The organism is Mucilaginibacter sp. A5337 (genome assembly GCF_059690695.1).
This window is the reverse complement of the sequence record NZ_JCAWEC010000004.1, coordinates 128165-142424: the sequence shown is the minus strand read 5'-3', so window position 1 is coordinate 142424 and position 14260 is coordinate 128165. Positions and strand designations below refer to the sequence as shown.

The 14260-nt window shown below is 42.1% G+C and carries 12 protein-coding genes; 5 read left to right on the top strand and 7 right to left on the bottom strand.

What is annotated here, in order from left to right; translation table 11 throughout:
* Positions 1 to 20: 20 nt before the first annotated feature.
* From AC59JO_RS14460 to AC59JO_RS14450, 3 genes are all read right to left on the bottom strand, one after another.
* Complete coding sequence (locus AC59JO_RS14460; RefSeq protein WP_497306102.1) at positions 21 to 617, bottom strand: DUF6436 domain-containing protein; 597 nt, start codon at positions 615 to 617, stop codon at positions 21 to 23.
* 190 nt (positions 618 to 807) lie between these two features.
* Complete coding sequence (locus tag AC59JO_RS14455; RefSeq protein ID WP_497306100.1) at positions 808 to 1893, bottom strand: acyltransferase family protein; 1086 nt, start codon at positions 1891 to 1893, stop codon at positions 808 to 810.
* Between the two features lie 90 nt (positions 1894 to 1983).
* On the bottom strand, positions 1984 to 2442 hold the full coding sequence (locus tag AC59JO_RS14450) for a DUF1569 domain-containing protein (RefSeq protein WP_497306098.1): 459 nt from the start codon (positions 2440 to 2442) through the stop codon (positions 1984 to 1986).
* Positions 2443 to 2938: 496 nt separating this feature from the next.
* Here AC59JO_RS14450 and AC59JO_RS14445 point away from each other — a divergent pair, with 496 nt between their 5' ends.
* The 3 genes from AC59JO_RS14445 (at position 2939) to AC59JO_RS14435 (ending at position 5201) form a co-directional block, all read left to right on the top strand.
* Positions 2939 to 3820: a hypothetical protein gene (locus AC59JO_RS14445; protein ID WP_497306096.1), complete on the top strand. Its 882-nt coding sequence runs from the start codon at positions 2939 to 2941 to the stop codon at positions 3818 to 3820.
* Positions 3821 to 4222: 402 nt separating this feature from the next.
* The gene (greA, locus tag AC59JO_RS14440) at positions 4223 to 4696 is read left to right on the top strand and encodes a transcription elongation factor GreA (RefSeq protein WP_091208700.1); all 474 of its coding nucleotides are present in this window, start codon (positions 4223 to 4225) and stop codon (positions 4694 to 4696) included.
* Between the two features lie 112 nt (positions 4697 to 4808).
* Entirely contained in the window at positions 4809 to 5201 is a 393-nt protein-coding gene (locus AC59JO_RS14435) for an HIT family protein (protein WP_497306094.1), read from the top strand.
* A 127-nt stretch (positions 5202 to 5328) separates the two neighbouring features.
* On the opposite strand, the gene AC59JO_RS14430 is transcribed toward AC59JO_RS14435, so the two are convergent.
* Positions 5329 to 5829 (bottom strand): RICIN domain-containing protein, encoded by a 501-nt coding sequence (locus AC59JO_RS14430; protein WP_413669985.1) that lies wholly within the window; start codon positions 5827 to 5829, stop codon positions 5329 to 5331.
* Between the two features lie 224 nt (positions 5830 to 6053).
* Here AC59JO_RS14430 and AC59JO_RS14425 point away from each other — a divergent pair, with 224 nt between their 5' ends.
* Complete coding sequence (locus AC59JO_RS14425) at positions 6054 to 8627, top strand: TonB-dependent receptor (protein ID WP_497306092.1); 2574 nt, start codon at positions 6054 to 6056, stop codon at positions 8625 to 8627.
* Positions 8628 to 8809: 182 nt separating this feature from the next.
* Here the strand turns inward: AC59JO_RS14425 and AC59JO_RS14420 are convergent, their stop codons facing one another.
* Complete coding sequence (locus AC59JO_RS14420) at positions 8810 to 10081, bottom strand: DUF1501 domain-containing protein (protein ID WP_497306090.1); 1272 nt, start codon at positions 10079 to 10081, stop codon at positions 8810 to 8812.
* A gap of 18 nt (positions 10082 to 10099) precedes the next feature.
* Complete coding sequence (locus AC59JO_RS14415) at positions 10100 to 12037, bottom strand: DUF1800 domain-containing protein (protein WP_497306088.1); 1938 nt, start codon at positions 12035 to 12037, stop codon at positions 10100 to 10102.
* Between the two features lie 166 nt (positions 12038 to 12203).
* Between AC59JO_RS14415 and AC59JO_RS14410 the strand changes: the two genes are divergently transcribed.
* Entirely contained in the window at positions 12204 to 12575 is a 372-nt protein-coding gene (locus tag AC59JO_RS14410) for a hypothetical protein (RefSeq protein WP_413669989.1), read from the top strand.
* A gap of 157 nt (positions 12576 to 12732) precedes the next feature.
* On the opposite strand, the gene AC59JO_RS14405 is transcribed toward AC59JO_RS14410, so the two are convergent.
* Entirely contained in the window at positions 12733 to 14202 is a 1470-nt protein-coding gene (locus AC59JO_RS14405) for an MAC/perforin domain-containing protein (protein ID WP_413669990.1), read from the bottom strand.
* Positions 14203 to 14260: the final 58 nt, after the last annotated feature.

Genomic DNA, 14260 nt, shown 5'->3' with positions numbered 1-14260 from the left:
ACTTAAAACTTAGGAGTATGTTAATTATGACAATCGGGCAAGCGACAGCCATATGAAATTAGGGCCAATTTATTAAACGTAAGGTGGGTATTACTATTAAGTAAACCGTTAATTGCAATTTTGGCAAAACTTGTCTTCTCATCGGTACAGTAGCGGCTTATATTATAATTGCCACGATAGTACAGCCTGCTCGCTGTATCAATAAGGGCAACTTGTGGTGTTGAGTAAACCCCACAGGCCTCGGCAACCGACGGGTCAAATATTACCGGAATCTTCATCCCGAATTTATCCTGGATCTCGCTTTCGGTAAAATGTTTATTGCTCATGATCACAATGGCAAAATTTACCCGGCTGCGATATTGCTCAACAATAGCTTTAAATTGTTTCACATTAAAACGTGAACAGGGGCAATTCGGGTTAAAAAAATGAAGAAACAGCGGCTTGCTATGGTCTTTATAATGTTTTGGATTGATGGATACTACAACACCTTGTTTTACCGGCTTATAGTTTTCCGGCACAGGCGTGGGTAGTTGGTATTGCAGCTCATTATACCAAAACAGGGCGCCTACAATAGCGAAAAGTATAACAAGCCAACCAATAACTAACGTTTTCCTCATTGTGCCAAAAGGGCGTGCATCTCATAAAAGGAGATTAGAAAAATGCACAGAACCACTTGTAAAAATACTATTTTTTTCGTGTATAAAAAACACTTTTTCAGCACTTTAAACATACAGATTTTAAATTTACCTGTATTAGTAAGCCGCGTGCTTAACCTTTAATTAAGCTCAAGTATAATGCTATTTCCTTTTACTTAACAGCTTGCTTTCTTCTTTCTGTAAGATATCGGCGTAATGGGATATCATACACTTTCATAACAAGGTAGGCCAATGCAATAAGCACAATTAAACCAGGAATAATGATATATGCCAGGTGTGCTGCATCGGGTTTATTTGCTGCATAATAACTGCCAAACATCCACATCACAAAGTAATGTGTCATGTATAAGGGATAGGAGATATTGCCCGAAAAAACGCATAGTTTACGAAAGCTATTATTAAGAACAGTACCCGCCCCTAATGCAACCAGCAAGGGGAAATAAATAATAACTACAAAAGGCTCACTAAGCCAGTTCCAGGATGAGAATGGCATCAGGAAAGCCAGCATTAATAAAATTGAAAGACCAATAAAACCAAGCTTATTTTTTATGATAAGATTATAACGGTAAATCAGCAAACCGGCGGTAAAAGAATGGGCTATCCGCACACCTCCATCCCAAAAAGTATCGCCGCTCCAGCCGCCCATCAAATTACCTGAACGGCCGGCTACATAGCAAATACCTATTGCCGCAATCACAGCTAACCCTATCAGATAGCGCCGGTGAAGCCGGCAGAGCACAAACGCATAAACAATATTGGCTGCATATTCCCAAAACAATGACCATGCGGGTGCATTAAAACCAAACAGGTTAAAATATCGCTCGGTCATGGTTGCGTTGGGGATCATGAATATCGAGCTAAGAAACAACAGTAATATACTACCTGCACTACGGGCGATAGGCTGAGCGTTAAACGGATCAAATATAAACCCCAGCAAGCCCAATACCGAGCCAAAAACAACAAGCGGATGCAGCCTGATCAGCCTCGATTTAAAAAACTCTTTGATGCCCATTTTACCTATCCTGTCATCATAAGCGTAGCCGATTACAAAGCCAGAAAGGCAAAAGAAAAAATCAACAGCCAGGAAACCGTGACCTATAAAATCCTTACTGTAATCGGAGTAAGCTATCTCCATAAAATGGAAGGTAACAACAGCTATAGCTGCTACGCCCCGCAGGCCGTCAAGAATTTCAAAATGTTGCTTGGTTTTAAGGATTCCGGGATTTAGTTTTTCCATATATAAGTTATCCAGGTTGGGTGCAGGAACCTGGCTTGCTAAGTAAACAAAAATCTGCCGGATGAAGGGCCTGCATTTTCAATTAGGTTTTTAACAACCAAACTGGGTAAGGTGATGGTCAAGGTGTTTATAAAACATATTGTTCCACTCGGTAAGGGTTAAAGGGCCAAATGAATGTGATTGGCGTCCGTTAAAAGCGCTTTCACCTAATTGCTGCGTTTTGCGAATGTAATTGATCAACCGGTCTTTTTCGGTTGCGAAATCTCGCTCATCCGTTATAATGAAAGCAGGTGCAGTTGGATTGTTATGCTTATAAGGAACTTCGCTCACTACCTTATTTTTAACCAGCATTTTAAGGATCAGCTTCATGAATGCTCCCGGCTTAGGATGCTTGTCTTCGTACACCATTTCGTATGAAACGCAACAATGCGCCAGCATTTGTGCAACGGTCATTTTGCCCCATTGAGGCGCAGTTTGCGGAGTAAGCTTGTTAATGCGGCTGATCACATCATCAGCTACCTGTGCAGTGAAAATATTGGGTAAGGCCATGAGGGAAAGATAAGCACAAATTGATGATCAATTTCTTAACACCGTGTTAAATTTGTTTTTTAGTAACTTGCTGCGATAAAATGGGTTATACCTTCTGATGTTAGAAACCATCCTTATCAAACAAAAATTTCAAAATGCCATACGCCGGGGCACGGGTGAAACGCATTTGCTGATCCAGAGCCATCCAGGTATAGATTTTTCGGCGGAGATCATTAAAGCTTGTGTTAAGAATTTCGCGCACGATGGGCAATGTGAACACAGCAGGGAAGAGTATCTTGTTGAATTAATCAACCTTTCAGGTAAAAGGGACAAAATAAAGAAAGCTGTACTGAAAGCCCTTTTAAAACCTCAAAAAGATACCTGGACATTGACACAGCTTTTTGACCTAACTAAAATATTTGCCCAGGAGGGTGATCCCGAAGCAAAACAGGCTATTTATGATGGCTTCGTTCATAATCCTATTTGGAGATCGGACTGGGCTGGTACATACCAGATCATGGAACTTGATGGCCTGGAAGGCCTCAAATTTATTGCAGAAGAATTTGGCAAACGCCTTGAAAAAAATCCGGAAGATTGGCAGGACGATGACCTCATTAAAAGCTTTCAAAAAGAAAATCCAGAAATTGATGTCTGGACACAATTGGATATTGCTGCTGAGCAAAACCGCTTTATCAGGATATATACTGATGATGTACGGCGGAATATAGGCCAGCGCAATGAACAGGTTAAACCCACTCTCATTTATAAAAATATAGTTAAAGAAGCCCTGTTGCGGCAAAGCAGGACTTGGTTTCTTAATAGAAAACTAAAACGCGCCGAACTCGAATTAATAGCACAGCAACTTTTAATTGAACGAAATAAAAGTAACATCGAAAAATTACTGCGGGTTTTCACAAAGCATAAGTTTCCACTTGATAAAGAGCTCCTTTTTAATCTGGCTCTTAAAGATCCGGCAATGAACATGAGAATTGTGATATTGGCTATTCAAGCGCTCGGTCTTTTCAAGGGTAAAAGTATCAGGCAGTTTGCTTTGGAACAAATCGCTGTTAGCAAGCGCCCTGCATTTTTTGCTAAAATTCTAATAGAAAATTATAAAAAAGGTGATCAAAAACTGCTGACCACTCTCATGAAAAAAGCCAGTACGGGCGATGAGTTAGAAGGTTTGGTAATTGACATTACCAATATTTATTACGCCAATAAAACACCGGAATGCCGGGAACCATTGGAGGCCCTTTATGATAAACACACCTGCGGCTTGTGCCGGAAACGTGTTGTTGAAATATTAAAAGAAAATGATGTGCTGGGTGAGCGAATAAAAAATGAGATCAGATTTGATTGCAATGCTGATACAAGGAAGCTGTATGAGCAGTTTATTTGAGCCAGCAATGGGAGCGATTAGTTGGCCCTTGTGAACTTATTTTTACCCGGAGTATTGAAGGACGCAGATTATTGTTAAAAGCAAGGATAAAATCATTATCAGCACAGTTTCAGAAAAAGCCCGAAAGGATAAATAAGTGGCAATAAGAACTTTGAGTTATGGCTTTATTAATCTCCGATAAAAATAAATCGTCATAAACACAATAAAAAATCCCTCTTTAAAAATTTGGATAATAAAACTTAAATCACTTATCTTCGTTAATTACCAAATAGCAAGACTATGTAAGCAAAGGGCTTATATAGTCTTGTTTGCTTTTATAAGCGTTGCGTCCTTTCTTAAAACAGGGAAGGGCGGTTTTTTTTGGTTTACAGACAGGAATAAATATTAATTAATTTTTGCGTTATGGCAGAGGTATCATACTATACCAAAGATGGTTTAGAGAAATTAAAAGAAGAACTACAAAGATTAAAAACAACCGGCCGCGCCGATATATCAAGAGCAATCGCTGAAGCACGTGACAAAGGCGATCTTTCGGAAAATGCCGAATACGATGCTGCTAAAGAAGCACAGGGCTTACATGAGGCTAAAATAGCTCAGTTACAGGAAACATTGGCAAATGCCCGCCTGCTTGATGAATCAAAAATAGACACATCAAAAGTGCTGGCGCTATCTGTTGTTAAGATCAAGAACCTTAAAAACGGTGCTACCATGAGCTATCAGCTGGTATCAGAAAGTGAAGCCGATCTGAAAACCGGCAAAATCTCTGTAGCATCGCCGATAGCTAAAGGCCTGCTTGGTAAAAAAGTTGGCGAAAAAACCGAGATCACCGTACCTGCAGGAAAAATTGAATTTGAGATCCTGGAAATAAGCAGATAGGTTAGTAGTTGATTAGGTGAATGGTTAAGAGGTTATAACCAATCGTTCACCTAATCAATTATCTAAACAAATCCGACTACTCACCAAATCAACATAATCAACCGCACTCCCCATGACCATCTTTTCAAAAATAGTTGCAGGCGAAATCCCGGCTTATAAAGTGGCCGAGAACGATGATTTTTTGGCCTTTTTAGATATTTTTCCGCTTACAGAAGGCCATGTGCTGGTGATCCCTAAAAAGGAGGTTGATTATCTTTTTGATCTGGATGATGATACTTATACCGGTTTGCAGTTATTCGCCAAAAAAGTAGCTGTTGCCTTAAAAGAAGCTGTTCCGTGCCCCAGGGTTGGTGTAGCTGTGATGGGACTTGATGTTCCTCATGCACATATCCACCTTATCCCGATGAATGAAATGAGCAGCATTAACTTTTCGGCCCCAAAACAAAAGTTCACACCCGAGCAATTTAATGCAACTGCCGAAAAGATAAGGCAGGCTATTGGCTAATCAGAAAAAGAGCTTTTTACATTATAACATTACAAAAGCCGCATCAAAATATAACGATGCGGCTTTTTTTTACCTGATTGATACTCAGGTAAATTAACCCGCCATAAAATTTAACTACTTTTAATGATTACATGGTTGGCGATTGCTGGTAAATATCCCAGTACTGATCCTTTGTATTTGTTTTCTTGGCGAGGATGATCTTTGAATTGACACTACCCTTTTTGTCGGATGGGGTAAGGTACAGGTCGGTACCTTTTAGTTTAATCAGGAAAGTATCTTTATCTATCGGCTCAAACTCGTATTGCTGATTAGCATTATCTGCATTAAGCGGTTGCTCTTCCAGTGCTACTCCGGCATTGGCTTCGGTTACCGGTTGAAAGGTTTTACTGGTGAAAAGATTCTTCAGTTTATAAGTGCTGCCTTCCACATGTTGAAAATCCCAGGTCATGCATTTCCAGTTTTCGGGGTAATAGGCTACCAGCGGGGTACCATTGGCCGATTGTGCGTCTTTAACCCGTAACAGCATACCGGTTTGCTCATTTCTAATAGCATAAGTCCCTTTAATTTGCTGGGCCGAAACGACAAGACCAGGCAACAGGAAACATAACAAAAAGACAAATCTTTTCATAGGTATATCGGTTTAAACAAATTTAGATACAAAGCATAAACAGCTGTTATACAAATCAGTTCAGTTTTTCGTCAATACGTATCAAAGGAGCCAAATTATGTGTAAGGTTTTAGCGATAAAACCGACTAACCCGGCAGATCCCAATTTCGTCACCATCGTTATGTTTTTTAAAACATAACGTTATTTTTACACTTCACTTTAATGGTCGCAACCTAAAAAACCACATGAACAAAAAACTACTTTTAACTTTATCAGTATTAAGCACGTGTTTAGCAGCGAACGCGCAAGACACACTCAGGAAAGTCCCTGCCGATACAACTACCATTAAAAAGAAGCAACTGCAGGAAGTAGTTGTCTCCGCATCCCGCATCAGCGAGAGTATTTTACGCTCGCCGGTAAGTATCGAGAAGATCAGGGCATCGGCATTCAAACTTTCGGCAGCGCCGTCGTTTTTTGATGCCCTTGAAAATGTAAAAGGCGTGCAGCTTATTACCCCCAGCCTTGGCTTCAGGATCATTAACACCCGCGGTTTTGCCAATACCACCAATGTGCGCTTTACCCAATTGGTTGATGGGATTGATAACCAGGCACCGCATTTAGGTGCCCCTATAGGCAATGCGCTCGGGCCGAGCGATCTTGATATTGAAAGCGTGGAGATCTTACCCGGCACTGCGTCTGCGCTTTACGGCCTGAACGCGATAAACGGACTTGCGAATTTTATCACCAAAGATCCTTTTACTTCGCCCGGTATTACCATTCAACAAAAAACGGGTATCAACCACGTAGGCGATAAAGAAACGGGGGTAAAAAGCTTTTCAGAAACCAGTTTCAGGATAGCGCAGGTGCTTTCGCCGAAATTCGCATTTAAATTGAATGGTACTTATACCACTGGTTACGATTGGATAGCCGACAACACCACCGATCAAAATGCTGCGGCCAACACCAAACTCGGTATTCCCGGCGGGCCGCAGAACCCTGCCTATGATCCTATTAATGGCTATGGCAATGAATCATCCGACAGGAAAACCATCACCCTCGGCGGCAAACAGTATTCGGTTGCCCGCACTGGATATGCCGAAAAAGACCTTACCAGCTACGGGCTGCACAATGTGAAGCTGGATGCAGCATTGGCTTATAAATTCAATGCTAACACACAGCTTACCTATACCTTCCGTTTTGGCGACCTGGATAATATTTATCAGCGGGCCAACCGTTTCAGGCTTAAGGGCTATACCCTGCAGCAGCACGCGCTGGAGTTAAAGAATGATATTTTCCAGGTGCGTACCTACCTTACTATCGAAAATACCGGCAAATCATACAACCTGCGCTCCGCCGGCGAAAACATAGACCGCAACTTTAAAAGTGACAACGACTGGTATGCCGATTTTACCAAAGGTTTTAATAATGCCACCTCCGCAGGGGCCAATGTGCAGCAAGCCCTGAACCAGGCCCGCCAGTTTGCCGATGCAGGCAGATATCAGCCCGGAACACCAGCGTTTAATGCCGCCCTTAACAAACTTGCCGATATTAATAATTGGGACGTAGGTTCGGCCCTACGCGTTAAAGACGATCTGTTTCATATAGAAGGACAGGCAGATATTTCAAAAGCCATTTCAAAAGATTTTATCAAACAAACCGGGCTGGATCTGCTTGCCGGGTTTGACCATCGTACTTATATCATTCATCCCGATGGCAATTACTTCATTAACTATGTGCCCGGCAAGGAGTTCAGTAATTTAGATTACAGCAAAACGGGCGGTTTTATACAAGCCTCAAAAGAGCTTTGGGACAATAAACTTAAACTATCGGCCACCCTGCGCGGCGACAGGAACGATTACTTTGACCTGAAGCTTAACCCTCGTTTTACATTGGTATTTTCGCCGGTTGTTGAGCATAACATCCGGGTATCATTTCAAAGCGGCTACCGGTTTCCGAGTATTTTCGAAGCTTTTTCTAACGTAAACAGCGGCGGGGTTAAACGCATTGGAGGTTTACGTGTGGTATCAAACGGCATTTTTGAAAATTCGTATCTGCGTACTTCAATTGATGCTTTCCAAACTGCCGTTAAAAATGATTTTAACCAGGGGATTTCAACAAACGCAGCTATCGAAAAAGAAAAAGGATTATTAAAAAAGAACCCTTATACCTATTTGCAGCCTGAGCATATTAACTCATTTGAAGCCGGTTATAAGGCATTATTTTTTGATGGGAAGCTGAGTGCCGATGCTGACTTTTACTACAACAAATATGATCACTTTATTGCCCAGGTAGAGATCAATGTACCCAATACCCAAAAAGCCGATTCGATCCCTTACTATCTGAATGATAAAACTAAACAGGCCCGCTACCGCGTATGGACCAATTCGCAAAGCAAGGTTACCAATATTGGCGGCAGCATTGGGCTTACCTATCACTTGCCAGCCAACCTGCAATTATCGGGCAATGCCTCGTATGCTAAGTTACAGCGCACAACCAATGAGGACGCGCTTGAAGATGGCTTCAACACACCGCAATGGATCACTAATTGCTCTTTCGGCGGTAATAGGGTGGCAGGCAATTTAGGGTTTAATGTAACCTATAAGTGGCAAAGTGGCTATTACTGGCAATCGTTTTTAGTAAATGGCAATGTAGACCACTATGGAACCATTGATGCGCAGGTTAACTATGATTTCCTGAAAACCAAATTGAATGTAAAACTGGGCGCCAGCAACCTCACCAATAAATATTATAATTCGTTTTTAGGAGGCCCGTCGATTGGTGGCTTTTATTATACTACGCTTACTTATACTATTAAGTAATTGTTTTTTTTTCATTTCAGACTTACGAAGTTTTGAAAGCTTCGTAAGTCTTTAAGAGTATAATTCTGGCCTGTTTTCAAGTACTTGAACTGCAAGTCTGTCTCATTTTGGCGCTGAAGTTGGAAACTTCAGCTATGTTTAACCACGGGTTACGCTATCGCTAAACCCGCGGCAGAATTATTTTATCCCCTCATCACATTCACCCTGTCCCCTTTCCAATCCGGGAAAAGTATGTGATCATTATTTATCGCGAGGTGCTTATCGGCAACAGCGCTAAACACGCTTCTGAAATCGGTAGTTACGGCAAGGTCGCGGCCATCTTCAAGGTTTTCGATAGCTAATGGCTTTACATCGCCATAAACTAAACCACCGTTTACATCATTGCCTAAAATAAAGTTGCAGGAGGCGCGGCCATGATCCGTACCGCCGGTTCCGTTTTGATGAACGGTACGGCCAAATTCGGTCATAGTCATTACGGTAACATCATCCTGATAAGTTCCGAGGTCTGTCCACAGCGCCATCATGCTATTGCTTAAGTCGGCAACGTTACGGGCAAAGATGCCATTCTCAGTGCCCTGGTTAAAGTGGGTGTCCCAGCCGTTTGATTCGGCAAAGGCTACCTCAAGGCCAACATCCATTTTAATAAGCTGGGCTATTTGTTTTAACGAATTGCCCAATGCCGAATTAGGGTAAACAGCACCGTTTGCAGGCGTATAATTTTTAATGTCGGTTTTCTGAAGCATCTTCATGGCTTCAAAGCTTTCCTTCCCGGTTTGTTTCAGCAGGCCGGATGCGGTTTGATCATAGAGGTCTTCAAAGCTTTTGGCCGCCATGTTGGCTCCTGTAGGATTACCACGCATCTGGATAGCAAAATCCTGCAGGTTACTGATGGCTACCGAAGGGTTATCGCCATAAAAAGAACGTGGCATGGCCGAGGTCATGCTCACAGCAGTAAAAGGCGTAAGCGCATCATGGCCAAGTAATCCTACAGCACGGTTAAGCCAGCCGCTTGATGTACCTTTATTAAATGGTGTACCCGATTCCATGTAATCCTGGGCATCAAAATGCGATCGGGTATTATTGGGTGAACCAATACCATGCACTATCCCTAATCTTTTTTCACGAAACATAGGTTCAAAGGCTTTCATGGCAGGATGCAGACCAAAACGGCCATCCAGATCAATCAGCGAATTACCTGCACCACTTTTTGCTGCCGACATGAACAGGTTTGGCCGGGCGGCTTTCAAATAGTCATCTGTAAAAGGGGTAACCGCCATGAGGCCATCCATAGCACCGCGCTGGAAAATGCATACAAGCGTTTTTTTCTTTTTATAGGGCGATAAGATCTTTTCGCTTGCAGCAGCCTCGGCCAAAAAGCCGGGAATGCCTCCCAGCAAACCTACGCCTAAAAGGGCCAGTCCGCCCGATTTTAAAAATCCTCTTCTTGATACCATTTTTAAATCCTCCTGCTGTTACCGCCTCTGATATTCGGGCGAACCAATAATTACTCCAACCACCTGTGCCAGCATTGAATTATTGCCAGTTGTGGCTTGCATCGCTATAAAATTATTTTTTCGCTTGCCTTTCAAGCCTGGTTGTTGAGCCATCATTTCGTCATTAGCGGGCGCCATAGTTGCAGCAGGAGTTTTGGCGCTGGCTTCGTCAACCTTTTCCATCAATTTGGGATCATTAAGCATTGGGGTAAGCCGTTTGATGGTTTCATCAAGCGGACGCCCGGGCAATATCAATTTACTATAGGTGGTAAGCGCCGCCTGGGCGCTTTCGGGTTCGTGATGATTATTGAGCGCCGCCAGATCAACCTTTACTCCGGGAATCCTGCCCGATGCCAGCGCCAAACCAAAATTCATCCGGTTAAGCAGCGCGCCGGTATTGATCCAGTACTGGCCCTTATCAGGAAAGCCTGTGGGAGCCTGGTAGTAATAGATCTTTTCGCCCATTTTATTGATCCAGTTAAACAGTTGGTAAGGCTGGTTAACATCGGCATGCAAGGCGCGCACCGAACCTATAGCAAGCTCAAACGGCGATTTTGTTTTTTCCCTCACGGCCGCTGCACTCCAAAATTCCGGCGCATCAACCATGGTGATCAATACTTGTTTAATATCGCCGTCTTTATTTATAAAAGTGCGGGCCATTTTATCTATAAGCGATTGTGGCGGGTTATCGCTCACAAAACGGATAGCTAATTTCTTTGAGATAAACTTTGCCGTAGCTTGCTGATGGGCCAGCATGGTAAGCAGCTGCACCCCTTCATCATAACCGCCGCCGGCAGCAAAATGATGACCTAAAACCGTTTTTTCACCATTATCATGCCTGTTGGGATTAAACAAAAAATCGCCTTCACGAACAAAACCACGGCTTTGCAATTTATCATCACCGAGGCGGTTCATTAACTTTTGACCGGCATTACCGTAAGCCCCCATAGGGTAAACAGACCAACCAGTAAGTACTCTTGCTGCCTGGGTAACATCCTGCTGGGTATAACCACCATCTACCCCAAGGGTATGTAGTTCCATTACCTCACGGGCGTAATTTTCATTAAGCCCCTGGGCTTTTTTTGCCTTTAGTTTGGGCATATTAGCTACACGGCTTGTATCCGCATTTTGCATTTGCAGTGCTAAGCGCCGGCGAGGGGGCTGATTGCCTTGTTGCATATCATTGTTATTGCCCGAACTGCTGAAATTGTCCAGGTAATATAGCATGGCCGGCGATTTGGCTGTTGCCAGTAACAGGTCGTTAAATTTCCCCAAAGCATTAGGACGGATCACATCACGCTCATAAGCCGGAATAAACTGAGAGCAATCATTTTTAACAACGGACACGTTGAAATGGTTAAACCAAAAGCTGGTCATCAGCTCTTGTAACTGGTTATTGCTATAAGCAGCTCTTAATATTTTTTGATTGATAAACTGGCGAAGCAATTCCTGCTCAGGTTTTAAACCGTTTTGCTGCATATAATTTTGCAACTGATCGCGATAAGCCTTTTTATCAGTTTTTACTGAATCTTTATTAACTACACCATCTTTTACGGCCATACGTAAAACCTGGCCTCCTTTGGGGTATTGCGCTACAACTTCGGTATTACTCAGCTTCAAAGCATCGTATTTATCCAGGAGCTGATTTAGGGAATCATCCGGCATTTGGGCATCCAGCTGAGCGGTGAACCATTTTTCCGGGCCAATTTTAACTACTTCTTCTACTTCACCGGGTGTAGCGCCGTATGTAAAACGGCTTAGTAAATGAGCCGCAGCCTGTTCGGGGGTTAAGCCGGCTTTTTTATAAGGAAATTTTAAATCGGGATTTACAGGGTAGCCCGGCAAAAAGGCAGTAAGTACGGTAAAAACACTCAACAACAAAACAAAGCCACACCAGTACTTAACAGCCTTTTTCATAGTGTCCGGGTTATTAATTAAAAGATTTAACTTATATGCTACTATACGACCATAAAAAGGCCGTTTGGTTTAATTTAATTGTAAAACAAACTTAAATATTTAGCTATTTAAACTAAAACCCATCTATATTGTCAATAGCTTTAATTATCCAAAAAAATAACGAACCATGAAAAAAATACTGATGATGCTGGCCCTGGCCGGCGGCCTGAGCTTTACCGCAAGTGCACAACAAAAAGTTGAAAAAACACCCGCTCAAAAAGCCGGTAATAAAACCGAACATCTGCAAAAACATCTGAAACTCACTGCCGACCAAACCAAAAAAGTAAATGCGGTTTTACTGGCCCAGGCTACAAGCATTGATAGCCTGAAAAAATTAAAACAAGATAAAAAAACAAGTCACCTGGCCGATCAGAAGATCAAAAAACAGGCAACTGAAAAACTCGACAAGATATTTACACCGGAGCAGAAAAAGGCTTACGCTGAAATGAAAGCCGAAAAGAAGGCTAAAAAAGATGCAGTGAAAAAAGGAACAGAATAATCTGAATTTACTTGAAATACAAGGGTGCATCATATAAATGAGCAACCCGGAGCGTAAATGAAAAGGTTCTCCGCCTACTCAATTAAATAAAAGAGGCTGTCACACTGGTGGTGTGAGACAGCCTCTTCTTTTGGTTACTAAACTTTGTAGGGAATAACTATTGTTGTTGTTGAATGTATCCTATTATACCCTCGTAAACATATCCGCTGTTACCGCCGGCATTGCCCAATTCATTAAAGTTGGTGGTATAAAAATGCGCACCGCCTTTAACTGGAGCGTAACGGTAAATAGGTATTGTTCCTGTTATTTGGGTACTGCTAAGGTATCCCGGGATACCTTCAAGAACAGTTGAACCCGAACCATTTCCCAACTCATTAAAATTGGTAGTGAAGAAATGTTGAACACCTGCTAATAAGTACCTGTATAACGGTTTTGTCCCGGGCATTGATGAATCTGTATATATTAAACCCATCTGCGATTCTATGCGCCAGTCTGAATTTCCGGCCAATTCTTGCGGTTTTTCGGTTAATATACGGTCGCCATTCCTGGTATTAAAACACCTGTACAAAGGAGTTGTTCCATAAATCAATGTAATGACATTATGACTTGCCAAATACTGTGTAATATAATCTGCTACCGCTTGCTTTTTCGCAGCGTCATCAATCAAATCTGAAAGCTGGATGAGGGTACCAGGTGCATTGCTTATTTGTATAAAAGCAGCATTGTCACGAGTGCAAGTGCTTTGCCATGGAGCAATATCTACTTTAGGAGCGCTATTATCCAGGCTTAGCTGACCAAATACTCCTTTAGTTCCATCGCCGCCCACGGTGCTGTAATACATTGTCTGGTCATAATTTGAATTTACAGACGAATCCGCATAAGTTACGTCTGATTTAAATCCAAATGTGCGGAACATACCGTGCACGTCTAAACCCGCTTTTACAGATAGTCCCCTATTGGAGCTTGAGGTTTGTGAGCGATAAAAAACATTTAGCTTGGCACCTAAAATAATATCCGTTAAAACATGGGTACCATATTTGGTCACCAGTTGCTGGGCCGACATGGAGGCAACGTCTGACTTAAATACAGAAGTTAAGTAGGTGCTTTTAATCAGATCAATCGGCGCATTAAATTTTAACCTTTTTTGCTTTATGATAAGCGAAGCGCTTGCATACGAATATTTTGATGAAATTTTACTTGTTTCATGAAAGTTTACCGTAAGTGTTGCGCTCCAAAACTTACTTGCTCCTGCCGGGGTTAGTGTTGAAGTAGTATTTACTGTTAGGCTATGCAAATAATCCGAAGCGTTCCCACCAGCGGCGTATTCGGCATACTGGCTAACATTATTATCCGGTACATATCGGCCGGGTTCATTTTGTACCAGTTTGTCCATGTCGATCACAGGGTAGGTTGCAGAATTTGAGCTGGCATACTCTCCGGTTATATCATAACCAAAACCAAGCAGGTCATACTTATTATCTACGCCAGAATGCGTAGTTAATTTTGATGATTGTACATTATCTGCTCCAGGCGCACGGACAAGATCTTTTGTACAACTTGAAAAAATGGATGTAAATAAAATAACTGCTCCCGCAGCTAAAAACTTGGGGTTTAGGCTTTTTACCATGATTTATTAATAAGATTTAGTTCACAAAAATACTATTAATAAATTAATAAATACATCT